Raw genomic sequence first — 20,075 nt, forward strand, 5'->3', positions numbered from 1 at the left:
GGCCGGGCCCCGGTGGGGCGTGTTCGGCGTCGCGCCGCGCGACAGGCGCGTGGTGAGCAACTGGTGCCGCAGCAGGGCCCGTACGACGTCGTGACGAAGGGCGTGCACAAACGTCCCCTACGCGCCGTCGGGTCGCTCCGAAACGCGGCCTGCCCGCGAGGTGATCAGGACGATTTCGCCGGTCCGCGCTTTTCATGGAAGCTTGACGCCCCGCTGGCCCGATTGCCGGCGCCGTCCGGCGCTCACCCGGCCGCCACCCGGCTGACGTCGTCGTGGAGTGCCCGGAGTCGCTGACCGCTCAGCAGGAGGCAGGCGGGGTAGGTGTCGCCGACCGCGTGGGTGTCGAGTCGATCGCAGTACTCGGCGGTCCCACGCAGCACCTCGTCCAGCATTCCGGCCAACTGGGGATCGGCGTCGCGGCCGAAATCGCGAAGGTGCCGGCCGAGAGCGGCACACCGCATCGCGTGCCAGAAGCCGGTGATGTACAGCTCGAACACGCCGAAACGCTCGACGAGGTCGTCGTAGAACTCCACGGTCAGGCCCGGATTCTCCGACTCGACCCGCGCCCGCAATCGTCGGACCAGCGCGACTGCGTCGTCCTTCTCGGCCAGCAGCGAGCGGACGTTGGCAGGATCCGAGGCCAGCGCATCGAAGGCCACGGGGTCCCAGTCGCGCCGGCTGTTCTTCTCCTCACCGAGCCAGAAGGCGTGCTCGACACTCACCGGGAACGTGCTGCTGTCGCTGAAGACGCAGCCGTGCGCGTACAGTGCCCCGGCCACCACGGGCCAACTCTGCCCGAGGGTGGCGGTGAGCCACGTGACGCAGCGCTCGACGTCGCCACCTGGTGCGACCGCGTCGGCGTCCGCCAGCCACGCCCGGAAGATGTCCTCGTCCGTCGTCGCCGCCTCCAGGGAGAGGGCGGCGAAGGCGTAGAGATTGAGGATGTTTGGCGTCTCGAAGCAGCTGTGCCCGTGCTGTGCCTCCCAGTCGACCCGGTTGAGCACGCCGGTGACACCGTTGGCCGCCGCGTGCCCGAACCGCCTTCGGGTGTCGTCGATGATGATCGCCGGCGCCACGCCCCAGCCGAAGTACTGGCCCATCGAGTCGAACTCCACCCACTGCTCGCGGCCCTGGTCCGCGCTGATGCGCGGGTTGTGCGGGAACGTGGGGTAGTAGTCGTGCGGGGTGTTCTTCAGGCAGACGACGATGTCGCCCGGCAGCGCCTTCCACGCGGCGGCCAGGTCGTTCTGCGTCCTGCGGTCGAAGACGAAGTCACGCACGACGAGGCGCTTGCCGTACTCGGCGGACGGCCCGTACATGCTCGTGATGATCCACTCGTACCACTCGGACGGCGACATCGCCGCGCACCGATCGCACGGGCAGTGATTGTGCGCGATGCTCACCCGGCTCTCCCCGGTGGCCGGCGACGTGATCATGCCGGTCAGGCCGGGAAGGTCCTGGTAGAGCTCCGTGTACTTGGTGCTCAGGAACTCGCCCCAGAACGGGTGGGTCGGGCACACGACGCCGTCGATCCGGAGTTCGGGCCGCAGCTCCAGGATGGCGTCGGGGAAAAAGATCTCTTTGTTGTTGAGATAGACGTCGATATCGCGCTCGGTCGCACGGCGAATCACCCAGCGGACATACTCGACGTCCTTGTACCGCCGCGACCGGCCACCGGGCATGTACTCGTAAAGCGCTCGAAACGAGCGTGCGTAACGGGCATGGACGTTGGTGTCGCCCTCACCGGACCCGAAGTATCGTCCGGGGTAGACGAGGCGTTCTGCGATGGAGATGTCGTTGAGGACGAAGGTGTTGAGGCCTGTACGGACCATGTAGTCCAGCGCCGCCAGCACCCGCGCCGGTTTCCACACGTTCTCTCGGCCGTTGAACTCCAGCGCCCGGACCTCGAATGTCATCCTGAACCATCCATCTCGTCGTGTCGGCGGGCCGCGATTCGGACACCCAGGCGGAGTCGGCCCGGCCGCGCTCTCTTCGGATGCCGGACGTGGCTGTCCCAGGCGTGATGGTGTTGCGGTGTTTCTAACTCGTTGCACCATCGTTGTCAAAGGGCCCTTGCTCATAACAGGAACCAGCTGCAACCCATCATCGCAAAGGTTTGCAGGTGCGCAGGCTTACACGCCCTCAGCAGAGACTTGGCGACTCGGGCGGCCCGAATCGTTGCCGTTCGTTCGTCGACGAGTTTTCCCACGCGATGGTGGAGCGGTTGCTTGACCCTCGGTTCTGCAACATGATAGCAATCGATGCCACAACTTGAGGCGGTGTTCCGCAGCCTTGGTAGCGCCGGAGGAGGTTCCATATGGGCAAGGCGTTCGAGAGGCTGACGCTCGAACTGACCGGGGATGCGATGTGGGACCCGGTCAAGGTCGACACGGCCCTCGCGACGGCGGAGCAGCTCGGCCTCGACGGCCTCGTCTTCCACGAGGCGGACATCCTGGCCAAGGTCGTCTACCCCTCGAACTTCGATTCGGGGACGTCGGAGTGGAAGGGAACCCGCCGCAGGGGCGTCTGGGCGATCGTCAACAACCGGGCGTACCTCGCCGACGTCGTGCGCAGGTGTGAGATCCGCGGCATCGCGTTCTTCCTCGAGACCAAGGAGCTCGGCTATCCGGACGAGTTCCTGGAAGACACCCCAGACGTCGTCGTGAACGGAGTGGTGTGCCCTACGCACCCGGCCTGGCCGGCGCTGCTCGAGCGTCGGTACGGCGAGGTCTGCGAGCTGTTGCCGGGCCTGGCGGGATTCATCGTCAGCGTCGGGACGCTGGAGGGGCGCGCGTCACTGACCACTCGACGCTGCTCCTGTAGTCGATGCGCGACCACGAACGAGGTCGAGTGGTACCGCACCGTCGTCGGGGCCATCGAGGCCGTCACTACGCGGTTCGGCCGGCGCCTGGTCGTACGGGAGTTCAGCTACAACCCGCAGGATCAGGAGGCAGTCGTCGCCGGCTTGAGCCGCCTGCCGGCCACGGTGGAGTACATGGTCAAGCCGTACGCCCGCGACTACTACTTGCCGTGGCCGGACAACCCGGCCTTGGGTGCCGTCCCGGACCGTACGAAATGGCTCGAGTATGACGTCCACGGGCAGTACTTCGGCTGGGGCATCTTCCCTCTGCCGGTCGTGACGGACGAGCTGGCGCGCTTCCGCAGCGCAAGCGCCGCGGGCTGTTCCGTGGTCCAACTCCGGATCGACTGGGAACGCATCAACGCCCTGTGGGCCTTGGACACGTTCGGCCAGGTCAACCTCGCGACCGCTGTCCAGGCGGCGCGTGACACCGACGCCGACGCCGACGCACTCCTCGCCGCGGCGCTCAGGACGACCGGCGTCGTGTCCGCGGACGTCGGCGCGCGCGAGTTGGAGCAGCTGGCTGCCCTCTGGCTGGAGCTGTACCCGATCGCGCTGCGCGTCCTGTACGTCGCCGGCAACGTCTACAACACCTCCAGCATGATTCCCAACGGCGTCGCGCAGGGCTGGTCGTACATGCACATGCTGGGCGGCATGCGCGGCTGGGACGGCCCGCAGATCGGGTCGCTCGAGGTCGCCGATCCGCTGGTCGTGGCGGATCTCCTCGCGGAGAAGGCCGACGCGCTCGCCGACTATGTGGCGTGGGATCGACGAATGCGCGAGTGGCAGGCCTCCGGAGCGTTACGGCTGCCGGACCCGTCCGGCGTCGGCGACGTGCTGGAATGGTCGTCGCTCTACGTCCGGGCCTTCGTCGCGTCTGCTGAGATCGTCGTGCTGGTGAAGGCGGCGGAGACGCGCGACCTAACCCAGGCGGAGGACGAGGCGCTGCGCAGGTCGGTCGAACGCCTCGCCGACGTGCGCACGACGACGCAGAAGCGTGACGCCCGCAACGGCTACCGGCACTACGCACGCCTCCTGGTCGATCCGGGCCACCTCACCCTCATGATCGACAAGGCCCGCAGCACGCTCGCGACGCACCTCGTGAACTGACGTTGGCGCCGCGGGGTGCGGCAACACCTGGTCGACGCAGAACCGCACCATCGGACAACGGCGTACCAACTCGCGGAGGAAGACTCCTATGATCACACGTCGAAAGGCCCTTGCGCTCGTGTCGTCGATCGTCGGCGCGTCGTTGCTCAGCTCGTGCATCTCCGGCGACACCGGCGACGACGAGCCCGCCGGCCAGGCTTCGCCCGGAGACGGGGGCGGCAGCGACGAGCCGATCACCCTGCTGCTGCCCTCCGGCGCGTTCGAACGCACGACCATGCCGATGCTCGAGGACTTCACGGCCGAGACCGGGATCGAAGTCGAGCCGATCGCCATGCCGGCCGAGGACGCGCGGTCGCGACAGATCCTCGACCTCACCAACGGTACCGGCGAGCTCGACCTCGTTCTTCTCGACGGCATGACCTGGCTCACCCAGGTGAGTGAGCACCTCGTTCCGCTCGGGGACCCCGAGGCCGATACTGACGCGGATTATCTGCAGCCGCTGGTCGACATGTTCACGATCGACGGCGATCGCTTCGCCTCGCCGCTCGGCGTGAGCATCCGCCCGCTCATCTACCGGTCCGACCTGTTCGACGCCGCCGGGCTGGAGCCTCCGACGACGCCCGAGGCGATGTACGACGCGGCGAAGGCGCTGACCGACGGCGACACGTACGGCTTCGTCGGTCCCTACGGCCGGGCCACCAGCCACGTCTCGGTCTGGACCGCTCTGGCCTACAACTTCGGGCTCGAGAACGTTCTGGACGAGAACAACGAGAAGGCCGCGTTCAACACCGACGCGGGCATCGAGGCCCTGGACCTCATGGCGCGCCTCTACGCGGACGGGCTCATGCCTGTCGACTCGATCGAGATGCAGCACGACGGCGTCCTCGTGGCGATGCAGGAGGGCCGCGCCGCGATGACCGTCCTGCCCACATCGTTCTTCCTCAGCCTGAACGACCCGGAGGAGTCACCGCACGCGGGCAACTTCAAGATCGCGTCGATGCCCACGGGCCCTGGCGTCGACACCCCGCAGTCGCTCGCTACAGGCTGGGGTTTCGCCCTCTCCGAGTACAGCGACAACGCCGATAACGCCCGCGCCCTGCTGACGTACCTCGACGAACGGACGATCGACCCGGCGCCGGAAGCCGAGATCGACCAGCTCGTCCGGCCCGTCTCCGAACCGGGGTTCCAGCACGAGGGCACATTGAGCATCTTCCCGGACGGCCAGATCGACCTGCTCCACGACAGCCTGCTCAATGCCCGGACGCTCCCGGAGACACCGATGTGGGACGAGATCCAGAACGCTATGGGCGAGGAGTTCCAGCGCGCGTACCTCGGTGAGATCCCGGCCGAGGAGGCGATCGCGAACTCCGAGGAGAGGGTCAACACGATCCTCGCGGAATCCTGACACCGACAAAGAACGGGGTCTACGCCGCATGACTCGTACGCGCACCGGGGCCGGGACCAAACCCGGTGGCACGGCTACCGGCCCCGCGCCCGATCTTGGGCGACCGGCCGGGAACCGGAGGCCGTGGTGGCGTGGACGCAACGCTCTCGGCTATGCGTTCATCGTCGGTCCGGTCGCGTTCATGGTCGTGGTTCTGCTCATTCCTATCGCCAACAATGCGTGGATCAGCTTGCACGAGTGGAGTCTCGTCGGTGACGAGGCGCCGCGGTTCATCGGCCTGGACAACTACGTGGAGATCCTCCAGACGCCCCGATGGCGGAACACTTTGCTGCGCACCGGCCTCTACGTCGTCCTGACGGTGTCGGCCCAAGTCCTGCTGGGGTTCCTCATCGCGCTACTGCTGCACCGGCATTTCCCGAACGCCAAGGTCGCCCGCATGCTGCTACTGATGCCGATGATGATCTCAGAGGTCGTCGTCGGAAACATCTGGCGCCTGCTGCTCAATTTCAACGGCGGTCTGTTCAACTGGTTCCTGGGGCTGGTGGGAATTGACCCGGTGTTCTGGCTCGGGCCCGGGCGCGCGTTCTGGAGCGTCGTCGCCGTCGACATCTGGCAGAACACCCCGTTCGTCACCCTGGTGCTGTTCGCCGCGATGCAGACCCTGCCGTCGGAACTGCTCGAAGCGGCCTCCATTGACGGGGCGAGGCGCTGGCAGCAGGTCCGGTCGGTGATCATGCCGATGATCCAGCCCGCATTCCTACTGGTGCTGATGTTCCAGACGATGTTCGCGATCCGGTCCTTCAGCACCATCTGGCTGCTCACCGAGGGCGGTCCGGGCAATGAGACGTCGCTGCTGGCCATCGATGTCTTCCGGGCCGCGCTGCAGAGCTACGACGTCGGGCTCGGCGCCGCGCTGTCGTGGTGCCTGCTGCTCCTGAGCCTCGGAATCACGATCCTCTACATCAGGTGGTTGAAGCGTGACCCACTCGTCTGACACAACGCGAAGGCGACGGCTGAACGTCGGCAGGATCTGGGCCTTCGTCGTGCTGGCGGCGCTGATCTTCATCGCCGTGTTCCCGATCCTCTGGCTCGTCCTGACCAGCGTGATGCCGAGCAACCTCATTATGCGGTCCGACCCCACTCTCTTCTTCACGCCGACGCTGGAGCACTTCCGGGAGATCTTCGGGTCGGGTCGCGAGGCCATCACGACGTACCTGGTGAACTCGATCATCGTCACGCTTGTCTCCACGATCTGTGCGGTTTTTCTCGCCGTGCTGGCCGCCTACGGCATCGCACGCATCCGGCCACGCGGGCACGCACAGCTCAGCCTGCTGATCCTGACGTCGCGCATGCTCCCGCCCGTCGGTCTCGTGGTGCCGCTGTACCTCATCGCTTCGCAGAGCGGTCTGCTGGACACTCACCTCGCGCTGATCCTTCCCTACATCGCGATCAACATCCCCCTCGCCACCTGGATGCTCCAAGGCTTCTTCATGGACCTGCCGAAGGAGCTCGAGGAGGCGGCGATGATCGACGGCTGCGGACAGGTCGCGGCCTTCTTCCGAGTCATGCTGCCCTTGGCCGGCCCGGGAATCGCGGCCGTCAGCGTCTTCTGCTTCGTACTGGCCTGGAACGACATGGTCCTGGCGTTGCCGCTCACACTGCGCGAGGCGGTGACCCTCCCACCGTTCATGTCCCAGGTCCGCCAGGAGGAGGGCGTGGCGTGGGGACAACTGGGCGCGACGACGGTCGTGGTCATGGCACCCGTCGTGACCTTCACGCTGGCCGTGCAACGTTGGATCGTCTCCGGGCTGACGGCTGGCGCCGCGAAAGGATGATCGTGAACCACACCATCGTCGACGTCCGGGCGTATCACCTCTCCCACCGGTTCCGGCTACCCCCGCGGCCGCAGAGCCGAGGCAGCGCGGTCAAGCGGGACATGGTTCTCGTGAAGCTGACATCGAGCGAGGGCGTCGTCGGCTACGGCGAGTCCTACCACGGGCACGCGCCGACCACGGTCGCCGACTTCGTCAACACGACGCTCCGCGAGGCCGTGCTGGGAGAGGACGTGCATGACGTCGAGGGCATCTCATTCAAGGTGTACATGCGCTACCTCATCGGCGCGGGCCTGGGTGCTGCCGTGCTCCATGCCTTGAGCGGCCTGGACATGGCTCTGTGGGACGTGCGCGGCAAGGCGCTGGGCGTGCCGGCGTACACCCTCCTCGGAGGTCGCCGACGAGAGTTCCGCGCCTACGCCGGAGGCCTGAACCTCGGATTCCAGCCCCCGGAAGAACTGATCGACGAGATCGAGCGGCTCCGGGAGTCGCACGGATTCACCGCCGTGAAGCTGCGGCTCGGCGACACCGTGGAGAACGACCTTCTGCGCGTCGAGCGGGTTCGCGAGCACTTCGGCGGCGACCTGGAGATCATGGGCGATGCCAACCTCGGCTACACGTACTCGGAGGTCTACCGGCTGCTGCCGGGCCTGGCCGACAACGCAGTGACCTGGCTGGAGGAACCACTCACCCGCGACAACATCGACGGCTATGCCGACATGCGCCGGCGAAGCGGGGTGCCCATCGCGGCCGGTGAGAACCTGTACGGACGGCTCGAGCTCAAGCACTGGCTGGGCCGGCGGGCCCTGGACGTGGTCCAGTCCGACTGCAGCAAGACCGGCGGCGTCACCGAGCTCAAGAAGATCGGCGACCTAGCCGCGACCCACCAACTGCGTTTCGCCCCGCACACCTCACACACCCGCCTCAACCACGCCGCCACACTGCACGTGATGTCGGCGCTGCCGTCGTCCTACGTCTACGAGGCCGACGCGAGCCACGACAACCAGTTCCACGAGGAGCTGATCACAGCCGAGCTCGATGTCGTCGGCGGGCTGGTGCGCCCGCCGTCCAAGCCGGGGCTCGGCGTGACCGTGAACGAGGACCTCCTCGACCGCTTCGCCGGCATCGGCGGAGCGGCGTACGCCGTGGACCGGCGGCCCCGCTGAGCGAACCCATCGCAAGGCGTGCGGCCCCGTCGTCTCGTCACGACTACTCCAGCTACCGTTCGACTGATTCGATGATCGCCCGGCTCGTCGGAGCACACCGGCCGACTGGATCAGGTCGGTCAGATGGGCCCGGTGTGCGCTCACCGCGTCCGGCGCGGGCCTCCAGAATCTCGCCGCGAATCCGGCGATGCGTTCGCGATGCGTTCGCGACGCCTAGCGGCGAGATCGACGACCCAGTCGACGTCCGCCGCCGTCCGAGCCAGCAGACGTACGGCGGCCAGCCACGGGCTGGGCTGCGCTGTCGACCGGCAGCGACCGCGGCGGGCACGGGGGCTCGCCGTCGGTGATCTGCCGATGTGGTGCTCATGCCGAGCGTCGTCGACGTGGCCGAAGTCAACCGGATCTCGCGGCGCCTCCTGGCCAACGCCGCGGCCGCGATCGCCGGCATGGTGACCGCCGCCGCACCGCCCGGTGACGAGGACAAGCCGCTGGTTGTGGCCCATGCGTTCGCGCCGGTGATCGACAACGTGCACCTCAAGGACGTGGCCGCGGGACGTTCGCGCTGGTCGGGGAAGGCGAGCTCGACTTCGCACCGCTCGTCGACGCGCTGACCTCGTCCGGGTACGACGGCGCCTGGTGCATCGACGAGGAGAGCGGCGCGGACCTGCGGCACGGCCTGACCGGCTAGTACCGCGCCGTGCTGGAACTTCTCGCGGCTCATCAGTGACGGCAGGAGCCGGGTGCAGCCACTGTTGTCATCCGCATGACAACGCGTCGCCGTCCGGGCCGACGCGTTGCCACACGATGGGTTCACACAGGCGACGCCCGGTCCCGGAGCCGACGCACCATGAGCTGCGGACTGGCGAGGACGGGAACCCTCACCGATCCACGGCTTTCGATCAGATCGGCGGCAGGGGCCATGCTCGCCTGACCCAGGACGATGACGTCGACGCCGGTCATGGCCTCTGCCTCATCAGCGATCAGCTCATCGTGCCCGGACCGGTCACCTGCCCGTAGCGCCGCGAAGGCGTCCTCCCGTAGTCGCGGAGCCAGGGCGATTTCCGCGCCGAGTCGGGTTGAAACGACAGAGAACAGTTCGGTCTGCTGGCGCAGGCCCACAGCGACTGTGCCGATCAAGCCGATTCGCTCGCCCAGTCCGATGGCGGTCTCGACCAGGACCTCGTCGATGCTCAGTACCGGCAAGGCTGGGCGGCGCGCGGCGATTTGCGCAGTGGCCGCGGAGTAAGCGTTGCACGTCACGACGACGGCGTCGGTGCCGGCAGCGACGGCCAGCTCCACCAGATCGGCAAGGCGCTCAACGCAGAAGTCATCGACGCCGCCGCGTTGCTGGGCCAGCGGCAGCAAAGACTCGTCGAGAAGGTGGGTCGGCACCACACCCGCAGCCTCCCCGAAGTAGCGAGCGGTGGACTCCATCGCTGGGACGACGGCGTGGATGAGTGTCACTCTCAGGTTCTCGGTCATGAGGGGACGTCCTTTCCGGCGAGGTCAGCTTCGCCGTCGCGCAGCAGAGCGGCGCGAGCGGCCATGGGCACCGGACAATGGCTGCGCTCCCCGAGCAACAGGGCAAGCCGCGCGGTCTCCTCGAGCTCCTCGGCTCCGGCACAGGCTGCCTCGATGGTCTCGTCGGCGAAAATCGAACCGTGGTTCGCGAGCAGCAGGGCTCGATGCCCGGTGATCGCTCGTTCGACCTCCTCGACGAGCGCCGGCGAACCCGGCGCATGGAACCCGATCCGGCGAACGATCCCGAGCCGGATCAGCGAATACGCCGTCAGCGGTGGCAGCGCATCGTCGCCTGGCAGACCCTGGAGCATCGACCAGGCGACGGCTGCGGTCGAGTGCAGGTGGACCACCGCCCCGGCGTCGGTACGCCGCCGATACACCGCCGCGTGCAGAACCGCCTCCTTGGACGGGCGGGGCCCAGCCAGGTGCTGGCCGTCCATTCGGACCAGTGAGAGACCATCTGGTTCGAGCCGGCCCAGCCGTGAGTTCGTCGGCGTCACGACCACGCCCCGGGAGGTCACGACGCTCAGGTTGCCCGAGGTGCCCGGTGTCAGACCCAGATCGTGCAGCATCCGGCCAGTGGCGACCAACGCCTGCCGGGCCGAGTCCTCGTCGATCACGAGATTTCCTCCAGCGCGGCGGCGAAGAAGTTTTCGTAGCCGAAGTTGCCCGACTTGAGTACGACACCGACGCGCCGCCCCGTCGGCGTCAGGCCGAAGGCAGCCGGCACGCCGGGCTGTACCTCGGCGCCGATGTCGAGGGCCCGCGTTCCGAGCGCCTGCACCACCGCTCCTGACGTCTCCCCGCCGGCGACGACGAACCGGCTGAAGCCGTCGTGCAGAAGGGCCGCGGCCAGCTCGCCGAAGGCGGCCTCGACCTCGGCGCTGTCCACATTCACCGTCGAGTGCTCGCCGCCGGCCTGCGGAGTCGAATAGACGAGGAGCGGCTCGGCTGGTTGCGAGCGAACCCACGCAAGGGCCTCTGCGACGGCCGCAGGTCGGCCGGCCTTCATCGCCAGGGCCAGTGGGAACGACCTCGCGGACTGGCGGAACACGGCCACCTGCGCAGCCGTAGCCGCCGAGCAGCTGCCGGCGAGCGCGACGGCTCGGCCCGGGTCCGCACATTCGACCGCCGGGGCGCGGCGGGAGTCGGGAGCTTCCGGGTTGTCGCGGACCGCCAGCAGCTGTCTGAGAATTTCAGCGGCAAGGGCCGACGCGCCGGTCGAGAGCGGCAACGGAGCGCACGCCTGGCCGAGCACGGCCAGGTCGTCGTCGGACACCGCGTCCAGGACGACATAGGTCGCCCCCGACGCAGCCGACACCTCGAGCTCCCGCTGCACCGCATCCGGCCCTTCGTGCACGGTGTCGATCGGCACGACCGCTGCGCGCCCCCTCGATTGCCGACCGATCAGCGTCCGCAGATCCGATTCGCGCATCGGATTGATCGGGTGGTTCCTCATCGCGCTCTCGGCGAGCGGAACGCCGTGGACGAACAGGGTGCCGTGCACGACGGTCCGGCCGTGCTCCGGGAGCGAGGGTGCAAGAACCGTGTAGGCGACGCCGAGCTCCCGCATGAGCGCGTCGGCGACCGGGCCGATGTTGCCGCGTGCGGTCGAGTCGAATGTCGCTGCGTACTTGAGGTAGAGCCGCTCGCATCCAGCGGCGCGCAGCCATCGGGCCGCGCGCAATGATTGCTCGATCGCCTCCTTCGGAGCAATGGATCGGGACTTCAGCGCGACGACCACTGCGTCCGCGTCCGTCGCTGTGCTCCGATCGGGCACGCCGACGTGCAGGGCCACGGTCGCGCCGTCGCGAACCAGTCGGCCAGCCAGGTCGACCGATCCGGTCAGGTCGTCGGCGATGCAGCCGAGAGCATGCGTCGCCCTCATGCCCGACCAGCCATGCTGCGCAGGAAGCGCAGCGCCCGCTCCGCCGCCACCGGGCTCGACGGCTTCTGCTCGATCTCGACCGACAACCAGCCCTGGTAGCCGAGGGCGCCGAGCACACCCAGCACCTCCGGCCAGGGCACCAGCCCGCTGCCCGGCCAGCGCCGGTGCGAGTCCCCCACCTGCACATGCGCGAGGCGCCCCGCCAAGTGCGCCGCGACCAGCGGCCCACCCAGGCTGCCTTCCTCCCCCATCATGTGGAAGGTGTCGACCTCCAGGGCCAGAGCCGAGCTGGGGAACCCGGCGGCGAAGTCCAGCACTTCCTCGACGGTGTTCAGCAGGTCGGTGGCCATTCGAGACTGCGGCTCCAGCAGGAAGGTTACGCCGGTGCCCGCGACATGCTCGACCAGGACATTCACAGTCTCGTGCAAGCGTTCGAGCGCGAGATCCCGGCTCCCCGCCGCCTTCGAGCCCCCACGGATGCTGCCGATCGCCACCGTCGCACCATGCTCCGCGGCGAAGTCGGCGATGCGCTTCAGTCTCTCGACCGTGGCCCGGCGGTTGTTCTCGTTCGACGCGGTCAACACCAGCCCGTCCGCCGCGGCCGGCCCGGTCGACACGCTGACGAGATCCAGTCCATGGTCGGCGAGCACCCGGGCGAAGTCGCTGGTGTCGAACCCGCGCGGGTCGCGCACCTGAACCTCGACGCCGCCGTAACCAAGCTCGGCCAAGGCGGCACAGACCCCACCGGCCGGGCCGGTCCAGGCGATCGGCATAACATCGACGTCAGGGCTGGCGATCGCATAGCACAAGCGGTCCACGACGCTCATGCCTCGGCTCCTCGTACCGGGACGAGCGTGGTGTGCAGGCCGCACTGAACCACCTCGCCGTGCTGGTTCACCACCGCCAGCTCCTCGACGACGACCCCGCGCGAGGGGTTCGTGCGGCTGCGCCGTGTCGACGTCACCCGGCATCGGACGTGGATGGTGTCACCGATGAAGATCGGTTCGAGGAACCTCCACTCGTCCCAGCCCAGCGATGCCAGCCGAGCACCTTCCGCGGAACTCGCCCGCCAGGTGAGGCCCTGAGCGAAAGCCAGGCCCAGCAGGCCGTGCGCGATCCGCCGGCCGTGGATGCTGGCCGCGGCGTGAACCTCGTTCGTGTGGATCGCGGCGTAGTCGCCCGTAAGGCCGGCGAAGGCCACAATGTCGTGCTCAGTGACAGTCCGTCCGGGGGTCGTGAACTCGTCGCCGACCGCAAGGTCCTCGAGGTAGTCCGTCATGTGCTCTCCAGTTCGAGATCCAGCAGGGCTGCGGGATTGGTCGCCGCCATCCGATGGACGTCCTTCTCCGAAAGACCGCACTCGCGCAGCGCGCCGATGAACCGGCCGAAGCCGTCCACCGGGCGGCCGTTGTGCGCCTGGCCGAGATCGGACGTGAGCACGTTCGATGCGACGCCGACCTCGCCGATGCGCTCGGCGAGCTCGTGCACGGGAACCCGCCCGGGCTTGTCCGTGGTGTCGACAGCACAGCGCTCCATCAGCGCACCGACGGCCGCCAGCTCACGCTGAACGTCGACCGGCATCGCCACCTGGGCGGCGTCAGGGTGGTTGACCAGGACGCGGGTGACTCCGGCCGAGACCGCCTCCCCGACCAGCCGCACCGTCTCGGACACCGACAGATGACCGGTGGCGAGGATGGCGTCGTGGGCCGCCACCAGGTCGAGGATCCGCCGGACGTCCTGCGTGATCCGGCCCAGACCGTCCACGACCCTCAGGCCGCCCGAGCCGCCGGCGCGACGCCGATGGCTGGCCGCGTCCTCCGTGGGCATCCACACGCACCGCCCGCCGATCTCGAGGGCCACCCGTACTGCGGCTGGGTTCAACCCGCCCACCGGCTCGTTGAGCACAACGCCACCGAAGACCCGCACCCCGTCGACCGCGTCGTCGGCGATCCGGGCCCGGTCAGCCGTCGGCAGAACGTGACACTTGAGCAGGATCGCTGCCATACCCGCGCCGGCAGCGTCGCGGGCTACGCCGAGGTCGTCGGCGTAGCGCGCCCTGACATCCGGGGAACTGTGCACATGCAGGTCGATCAGCCCCGCGACACCGCTCACAGCGCCACCGGCCGTCCGACAGCCGCCGACTCGTAGACGGCCAGCGCCGCCGCGAGTGGCTGGAGGTTGTCCGCAGCCTCGTTCACGGCGGGCACCCCAGCGAGCAAGGACTGCGCGAAGTGCCGTTGGCACGACTCGAAGCTGCGCTGGTAGGCCTCGGCCGGCGGCAGCCCGCGGCGCGCGTCAGCGACCGACGTGCCGGAAGCGGTCGTCACCGACAACTGATCACCGGCGAAGGGGTCGAGCTCCAGCGTGCCGGCGTCACCCTCCAACACGAAGGGCTCGACGTTCCCGCGGATCAGACGGCGGTCCGTCCGGGTGACGGAGCCCCAGCTGATGTCGACGAGCGACCGCGCCCCTGAGACGTGCTCCAACTGGATCACCGCCCGGTCCTCGCCAACGACGAGTGGGCTGGTCCGATCGACAACCGCGTAGACGGAGCGGACCGGCCCCAGAAGCATGCGCAGCACGTCGATCAGGTGAATGCCCCACTCGAAGACGATGAGACGTTCCATGGTGCGCGTGTACGGCTGGCGGACGAGCAACGAAGGAAGCCCGCCGTCGGGTGACGGGAGGACCAGGTCGCGGTGGCACGTGAAGGACGCGAACCGCGGCGAGCCCACCACCCCTTCTGCCAGGATTCGCGCCGCCTCCTGGTACCAGTCCCTCCACCGCCAGTTCTCGTTGACCACACAACGGACTCCCGCCTCTTCGCAGATGTGGATGACCTGCCGCGCCTCGGCAACCGTCGGGGTGAACGGCTTCTGGCAGAGCACGTGGAGGCCGCGGCGCGCCACGGCCGCCACGTGCTCCACATGCAGTTCCGGAGGCGTGGCGACGTCGACGAAGTCAGCGCAGTCCCCGACGGCCGCCAAGGCGTCGTCGAGGCTCGCTGAGGCCACGGCTCCGGTCAGCCCGATCTCGTCGATGAGGCGCTGCGCCCGGTCCGGTTCCCGGTCGACAACGCCGACGATCCGCACCTCGTCGACGGCGCGCCAAGCCAGCGCTTGATGCGGTGCGATGCTGCCGGCGCCGAACATGATGCCCCGCAGCGGTTCCCCGGTCAGCCCCACTTGGTGCCCCACATGTCAGCCCGCCGTGGCTTCCACTCGGGGTCGACCCGCAACCGCTGAACGGTCATCGTGTCGTCCTCGAAACCCACGAGCAGGGCGTCGAGCCAGCTGGCGTCGTCCCGGAACTCGTGATCGACCCGATAGTGCCCGCCCCGGCTCTCCGTGCGCGTCAGCGCGGCGAGCCCGACGGCACGAGCGGTTGCGGTTGCATTGCGCAACTCCAAGGCGCGCACCGCCTGCAGCGGGTCCGAGGCACCCAGCTTGGGCAGCGCGTCCGCCTCGATCTCGTCCAGAGTTTGCAACACCCGTTTCAGGCCGGCGGGGGTCCTTTCGACCAGCAGTTCCTCCCACATCACCCGAGCCAGCCCGGCCATCGCCGGACCGGGCGCGACAGTGCCGGATCGGAGCCGGTCGACAACGGAGACGATCTCGTCCAGCGGCGCCAAGTCGGCCGCTGGGGGCGATCCGCGCCGCTTGGCCGCCAGCCGTCCGGCGCGAATACCGAACACCTGGGAGGAGACCAGCATCATCCCGCCGAGCCGGTCCGCCCCATGGGCACCGGCCGCGGCCTCGCCGATCGCGAACAGCCCCGGCACGCGAGACTCTCCGTTGACATCGACCCGGACCCCGCCGTTCGAGCAGTGGTGGAACAGCCCAACGTCGACAGAACCGCGGTCCCAATGCACGCCGCGGTACCGGTACCACTCACCTACGTCGGAGAACGGCCCGTTCTTCTCATCGGTGACCACCACGTCGACGTGTACGCCACCCGAGGCCGTCCCACGGCCTGCCCGGATCTCCCGGTGCATGGCGACATCGATGTAACGGGAGATCTCGTCCCGCGTGCTGAAGGGCGTGTGTCGGCGCCGCTCGTCCTGTGCCTCCTCGACGGTGCGGCCGGACGGCAGGTATCGGTGGACGAACTCCTCGCCGTCGACGTTGGTCAACTGTGGTTGGTGGCGCCATAGCCAGCTCCCGACCAGGTTGGTGTTCGGACTAGTGGTGCCGACGAAAATCTGGTGGAACTCCATGTTCATCAGCTCCGCGCCGGCGTGTAGCGCCAGTGCATAGGCGTCGCCGGTCACGCATGATGGGTGGAAGCTGTGGGTGAACAACCGGCCCATGCCGCCGGCGGCGATGATCACGGACGAACACCGGATGTGCACGACCTTGCCACTCTTCTCGTCCACTGCAACCGCCCCGGCCACCTCGCCCGCCGGCGATGTGAGGACCCGCACTACAGCGAGGCGTTCCCGGACGTCGACAGTACTGCGCCGTACCAGCGACTCCAGCACGATCTTGATCGGCACGCCGTGCGTCTTCACCCCGTAGCCGTGGGCAAAGGTCGGCACCATGCCCCACTCGTCGAGGTCGTGCCGTGCGGCGGCCGCCTCCTCGACGACGACCCTGGCGATCTCGCGGTCGGCCATGCCCAACCCGGCCTGGAGGATGTCGCCGAAGACCTGCCCCTGACGGGTCTGGGCGCCGTCCCACTCTCCACTCCACGCGTCGTCGTAGCCGATCAGCCGCATGAGACCGATCTCGGAGAAGCCCGCTGCCGTGGCTCCGGCGCCCCGCGTCCCAATGGCACCGAACCGGCCCTTGACGGCCACGACCACCCTGGCACCAGCACGGTGTGCTTCGAGGGCGGTGCGCATTCCCGCGCCGCCCGCACCGACGACGAGGACGTCGGTCTCGATCGTGTCAACCATGGAAACCTCTCTGCGGAAACGGGCCGCCGACACGCTCACGTTGGAGCCGCGGTGAACTTGTGCAGTGTGGGACGCCGTGGCGCGTGGCCTCGGAAGAACGTCACGTAGGTCTCGGCCACATACAGGTCGCCGGCCCCGTCGACGGCGATTCCGTGCGGCGCGAACCAGGTGTCCCGCTCGCCCTCGCCCTGGGGGGTGAACTCCGAGAGCAGCCGGCCGTCGGCGTCCCGGATCGAGATGCGGCCCGCCGGCGCCTCGGGTTCGATGGAGCGTTCGGTGCCTTCCGCCCGGTTGACCCGGCCGAGCTCGGCCACCGCATAGACCCCGCCTGCGATCCTCAGCACGTTCGCAGGACGCCGGCAGTCGGCCCACTCGTCTAAGTAGCCGCCGGCCGGGTCGAAGACCTGCACCCGGTCGTTCTCACGGTCGGCGACGAGGATCCGGTCCGCGTCGACCAGCAGGCCGTGGGGCAAGGAGAACTCGCCAGGGCCGGAGCCGGGCTCGCCCCACGAAGCCAGCCGCAGCCCGTCGGCGGTGAACCGGTGCACGCGTGCATTGCCGTAACCGTCGGTGACGAGCAGCTCGTCCGGGCCGTCGAACGCTAGGGCGGTGGGATAGCAGAACGGCGGCCCGGCCCGGCGGACGGACGTGGAGTCACCCCGGACGTAGCCTGTGAAGTCCGGTGTGACCTCGGCCTCGATGGTCATCAGGTGAGTGCCGCCCTTGGTGTACTTGCGCACCGAGTGCGAGTAGTCGTCGACTAGGAACACCGCGTCCTCGTAGGGGCTGACCGTGAGGCCGTGCGGCCGGATGAACGCGCCCACGCCCCACCGGTCGAGCTCCCGGCCCGTGCGGTCCAGCCGCACCACCGCGGCGTCCTCGCGGCCGTACACGTACACGACTCCGTCGGTATCCACGGCCACGTCCGCGATCTCGCGGAAGCCGAGGCCGTCTCCGACGGCGGTCCAGGCCGGGTCGCGGACGTAGTGCGGAACCCTCGGTGCGTCGGGCACTGCGCTCATGCGATCACTCCCTGGTCTCGCCAGCGCGCGAGATCCGGTCGGTGGATGCCGAGATCGGTCAGCACTTCGTCGGTGTGCTCGCCGGGCAGTGGTGGCATTCGGGTGACCTCCGACGGCGTTCCGGACAACCGCAACGGCTGGCCGACCATCGCCACCTCGCCGATCTCCGGATGCTCGCCGGTGACGATCAGCTCGTTGTGCCGCACCTGTGGGTCGGCGGCTACCTGCGCGTAGTCGTACACGGGGGCACTGATGATGCCGTGCGCGTCGAAGATCGCCAGCCAATCGGCGGTGCTCCGGGCTGCGAGCGCGGCCTGCAGGAGGTCCGCGAGCTCTGCTTCGTGCGTGGCCCGCGCCTCGTCCGAGGTGAACCGCGGGTCCTCGGCGAGCTCCGGCCGGCCGACCGCCTCGGCCAGTTCCTTCATAGGGTTCTTCGTCTTTGCGAACACCGTCACGATCTGCAGAGCGCCGTCGGCGGTCTGGTAGGCCCGCATCAACGGGTCGAATCGCTGGACGAGCGCTTCACCGGTATTGAGGTACGTCGTCATGCCCTCGGTGTTGCCGCTGACGGCCGCGTCCAGCAGGCTAAGGTCCACGCGTTGGCCCCGCCCCGTCCGCAGCCTCGCCACCAGGGCCACGAGGACTCCCTGGGCCAGGATCATCCCGCCGAGGTAGTCCATGACGGACACCCGCGCACCCGTGGGCGGCTGCCCGGGGTCGCCGTTCGCGCTCATGAACCCGGACATCGCCTGAGCAGCACGGTCCTGTCCGCCACGGTGCGCGTATGGCCCGGTCTGTCCGTAGCCCGAGCCGGCAGCGTAGATCACGTCCGGACGGCACTCTCGCGCGCTCCGGTAGTCGATGCCGAGACGCTCCGCGACGCCGGGCCGGAAGTTCTGCACGACGACGTCGGCGCCCGCCATCAGCGCACGTGCGATCCGTCCCCCTTCCGCCGTCGTCAGATCCACGCACACGCTGCGTTTGTTCCGGTTGCGCGAGATGTAGCGGGTGCTCATGCCGTGGTGTAGGGGGTGGCCCATGCCCTTGCCGCGACCGGGCTCGCCGCCGGGCGGCTCCACCTTCACGACATCGGCGCCGAAATCTCCGAGCACCTGCGTCGCGGCGGGGCCGAACATCCAGATCGAGAAGTCGACCACCCTGATCCCGCCGAGCGCGGTCACCGGACCGCTCCGGAGTCCCGCAGCTCCCGGATCCCGGCGTCGTCGAAACCGGCGGCGCGGAGGATGTCGTCGGTGTGCTCGCCGACGGTAGGTGGAAACCGGTCGATCGACGCCGGAGTCGCGCTGAGCTTGATCGGCTGCCCGACCAGCGCAGCGGTGTGCCCGGCGCCGTCGGCGACCTCCTGGATCATGTCGTTCTCCGCCACCTGCGGGTCCGCCGCCAGGTCCGCGTAGTCGTAGACGGGCGAGCAGATCACGTCGTGCTCTCGCAGTCGGGCCAGCCAGTGGCCGGTGGGGCGGGTGCGGAACGCTTCCTCGAGCAGGTCGACGAGCTCCCGCCCGTGCCGGGCCTGGTCCTGCTTCGTCGCGAATCGCTCGTCGCCGCTGAGGTCATCGATGCCGAGGATCCGGCACAGCAGCCCGAGCGGATTGTCGTCGCGCACGAAGACCATGACCAACTGCAGGAGACCGTCGGCGGTGCGGTAGATGGACATCAGCGGGTCGTGAATCTGACCCACCGGCTCGCGTGTGTTGAGGTGGGTCGTGAACGACTCGATGTTCGAGAAGATCGCTGCGTCGAACAACGACAGGTCCACCCGTTGGCCCACACCGGTCGCGTGCCGGGCGATCAGCGCAAGCAGAATGCCTTGCACCATCACCATGCCGCCGAAGGAGTCCATGATCGACGTCCGGGCGGGGAACGGCTTCGTTCCGGGGTCGCCGTTGCCGAACACGAACCCCGACATCGCCTGCGCCACCCGGTCCTGCCCGCCGAGCGCCGCATAGGGGCCGGTCCGGCCGTATCCGGATCCGGCGACGTAGATCACCCGAGGGTTTCGGCTCCGCAATGTCTCGTAGTCCAGACCCAGCCGCTCGGCCACGCCGGGGCGGAAATTCTGGACGACCACATCGGCGTCCTGGACGAGTCTCAGCAGTACGTCCTGCCCCGCCTCGCTGCGCAAATCGATCGCGATACTGCGTTTGTTCCGGTTGCGGGAGAGGAACCGCGTGCTGAAGCCGCGCCACCGCGGGTGCGTCTCGTTGCCTCGTCCGGGCTCCCCGGACGGCGCCTCGACCTTGATCACGTCGGCGCCGAAATCCCCCAGGACCTGCGTGCAGATCGGCCCGAACATCCAGATCGAGAGGTCGAGGACGCGGATTCCGTCGAGCGGGCGGTTCATCGTCTGTTCCTT

The 20,075-nt window shown here is 68.5% G+C and carries 18 protein-coding genes; 6 read left to right on the top strand and 12 right to left on the bottom strand.

Annotated elements, in window-relative coordinates:
- Nucleotides 1–242: 242 nt before the first annotated feature.
- Complete coding sequence (locus E1269_RS23530; protein ID WP_131899149.1) at nt 243–1,916, bottom strand: hypothetical protein; 1,674 nt, start codon at nt 1,914–1,916, stop codon at nt 243–245.
- 401 nt (nt 1,917–2,317) lie between these two features.
- Between E1269_RS23530 and E1269_RS32475 the strand changes: the two genes are divergently transcribed.
- The 6 genes from E1269_RS32475 (at nt 2,318) to E1269_RS23560 (ending at nt 8,984) form a co-directional block, all read left to right on the top strand.
- Complete coding sequence (locus E1269_RS32475) at nt 2,318–3,970, top strand: hypothetical protein (protein WP_162606593.1); 1,653 nt, start codon at nt 2,318–2,320, stop codon at nt 3,968–3,970.
- Nucleotides 3,971–4,058: 88 nt separating this feature from the next.
- Nucleotides 4,059–5,375, top strand: coding sequence for an ABC transporter substrate-binding protein (locus tag E1269_RS23540; RefSeq protein ID WP_131899153.1), 1,317 nt, complete (start codon nt 4,059–4,061; stop codon nt 5,373–5,375).
- A gap of 181 nt (nt 5,376–5,556) precedes the next feature.
- Entirely contained in the window at nt 5,557–6,369 is an 813-nt protein-coding gene (locus tag E1269_RS23545) for a carbohydrate ABC transporter permease (RefSeq protein ID WP_162606594.1), read from the top strand.
- Nucleotides 6,353–7,210, top strand: coding sequence for a carbohydrate ABC transporter permease (locus E1269_RS23550; protein WP_131899157.1), 858 nt, complete (start codon nt 6,353–6,355; stop codon nt 7,208–7,210). The genes E1269_RS23545 and E1269_RS23550 overlap by 17 nt, the downstream gene beginning before the upstream one ends.
- Before the next feature lie 2 nt (nt 7,211–7,212).
- Complete coding sequence (locus E1269_RS23555; RefSeq protein WP_162606595.1) at nt 7,213–8,373, top strand: mandelate racemase/muconate lactonizing enzyme family protein; 1,161 nt, start codon at nt 7,213–7,215, stop codon at nt 8,371–8,373.
- A 359-nt stretch (nt 8,374–8,732) separates the two neighbouring features.
- On the top strand, nt 8,733–8,984 hold the full coding sequence (locus E1269_RS23560; protein WP_338033589.1) for a Tm-1-like ATP-binding domain-containing protein: 252 nt from the start codon (nt 8,733–8,735) through the stop codon (nt 8,982–8,984).
- A gap of 199 nt (nt 8,985–9,183) precedes the next feature.
- Here E1269_RS23560 and E1269_RS23565 read toward each other — a convergent pair whose 3' ends face one another.
- The 11 genes from E1269_RS23565 to E1269_RS23615 are packed head-to-tail and all read right to left on the bottom strand — an operon-like array spanning nt 9,184 to nt 20,063.
- Nucleotides 9,184–9,855: an aspartate/glutamate racemase family protein gene (locus E1269_RS23565; RefSeq protein WP_131899162.1), complete on the bottom strand. Its 672-nt coding sequence runs from the start codon at nt 9,853–9,855 to the stop codon at nt 9,184–9,186.
- Entirely contained in the window at nt 9,852–10,514 is a 663-nt protein-coding gene (locus E1269_RS23570; protein WP_203434011.1) for a class II aldolase/adducin family protein, read from the bottom strand. The genes E1269_RS23565 and E1269_RS23570 overlap by 4 nt, the downstream gene beginning before the upstream one ends.
- Nucleotides 10,511–11,782 carry a 3-oxo-tetronate kinase gene (gene otnK, locus E1269_RS23575; RefSeq protein ID WP_131899163.1) on the bottom strand — a complete coding sequence of 424 codons (1,272 nt, stop codon included), beginning with the start codon at nt 11,780–11,782 and terminating at the stop codon, nt 10,511–10,513. The genes E1269_RS23570 and otnK overlap by 4 nt, the downstream gene beginning before the upstream one ends.
- Nucleotides 11,779–12,609, bottom strand: a complete 831-nt coding sequence (locus tag E1269_RS23580) for a sugar phosphate isomerase/epimerase family protein (RefSeq protein ID WP_131899165.1) — start codon at nt 12,607–12,609, stop codon at nt 11,779–11,781. Before E1269_RS23580 ends, otnK begins: the two co-directional genes overlap by 4 nt.
- Complete coding sequence (locus E1269_RS23585; protein ID WP_131899167.1) at nt 12,606–13,061, bottom strand: MaoC/PaaZ C-terminal domain-containing protein; 456 nt, start codon at nt 13,059–13,061, stop codon at nt 12,606–12,608. Before E1269_RS23585 ends, E1269_RS23580 begins: the two co-directional genes overlap by 4 nt.
- Nucleotides 13,058–13,894, bottom strand: coding sequence for a DUF6282 family protein (locus E1269_RS23590; RefSeq protein WP_131899169.1), 837 nt, complete (start codon nt 13,892–13,894; stop codon nt 13,058–13,060). Before E1269_RS23590 ends, E1269_RS23585 begins: the two co-directional genes overlap by 4 nt.
- Nucleotides 13,891–14,967: a Gfo/Idh/MocA family protein gene (locus E1269_RS23595; protein ID WP_131899171.1), complete on the bottom strand. Its 1,077-nt coding sequence runs from the start codon at nt 14,965–14,967 to the stop codon at nt 13,891–13,893. The genes E1269_RS23590 and E1269_RS23595 overlap by 4 nt, the downstream gene beginning before the upstream one ends.
- Nucleotides 14,958–16,679, bottom strand: a complete 1,722-nt coding sequence (locus E1269_RS23600) for an FAD-binding protein (RefSeq protein WP_131899173.1) — start codon at nt 16,677–16,679, stop codon at nt 14,958–14,960. The genes E1269_RS23595 and E1269_RS23600 overlap by 10 nt, the downstream gene beginning before the upstream one ends.
- 35 nt (nt 16,680–16,714) lie before the next feature.
- Nucleotides 16,715–17,701, bottom strand: a complete 987-nt coding sequence (locus tag E1269_RS23605) for an NHL repeat-containing protein (protein WP_131899175.1) — start codon at nt 17,699–17,701, stop codon at nt 16,715–16,717.
- Nucleotides 17,698–18,882, bottom strand: a complete 1,185-nt coding sequence (locus E1269_RS23610; protein WP_131899177.1) for a CaiB/BaiF CoA transferase family protein — start codon at nt 18,880–18,882, stop codon at nt 17,698–17,700. The genes E1269_RS23605 and E1269_RS23610 overlap by 4 nt, the downstream gene beginning before the upstream one ends.
- Nucleotides 18,879–20,063: a CaiB/BaiF CoA transferase family protein gene (locus E1269_RS23615; RefSeq protein WP_131899179.1), complete on the bottom strand. Its 1,185-nt coding sequence runs from the start codon at nt 20,061–20,063 to the stop codon at nt 18,879–18,881. The genes E1269_RS23610 and E1269_RS23615 overlap by 4 nt, the downstream gene beginning before the upstream one ends.
- Nucleotides 20,064–20,075 lie beyond the last annotated feature (12 nt).

The organism is Jiangella asiatica, from assembly GCF_004349065.1.
GTDB classification, from domain to species: domain Bacteria; phylum Actinomycetota; class Actinomycetes; order Jiangellales; family Jiangellaceae; genus Jiangella; species Jiangella asiatica.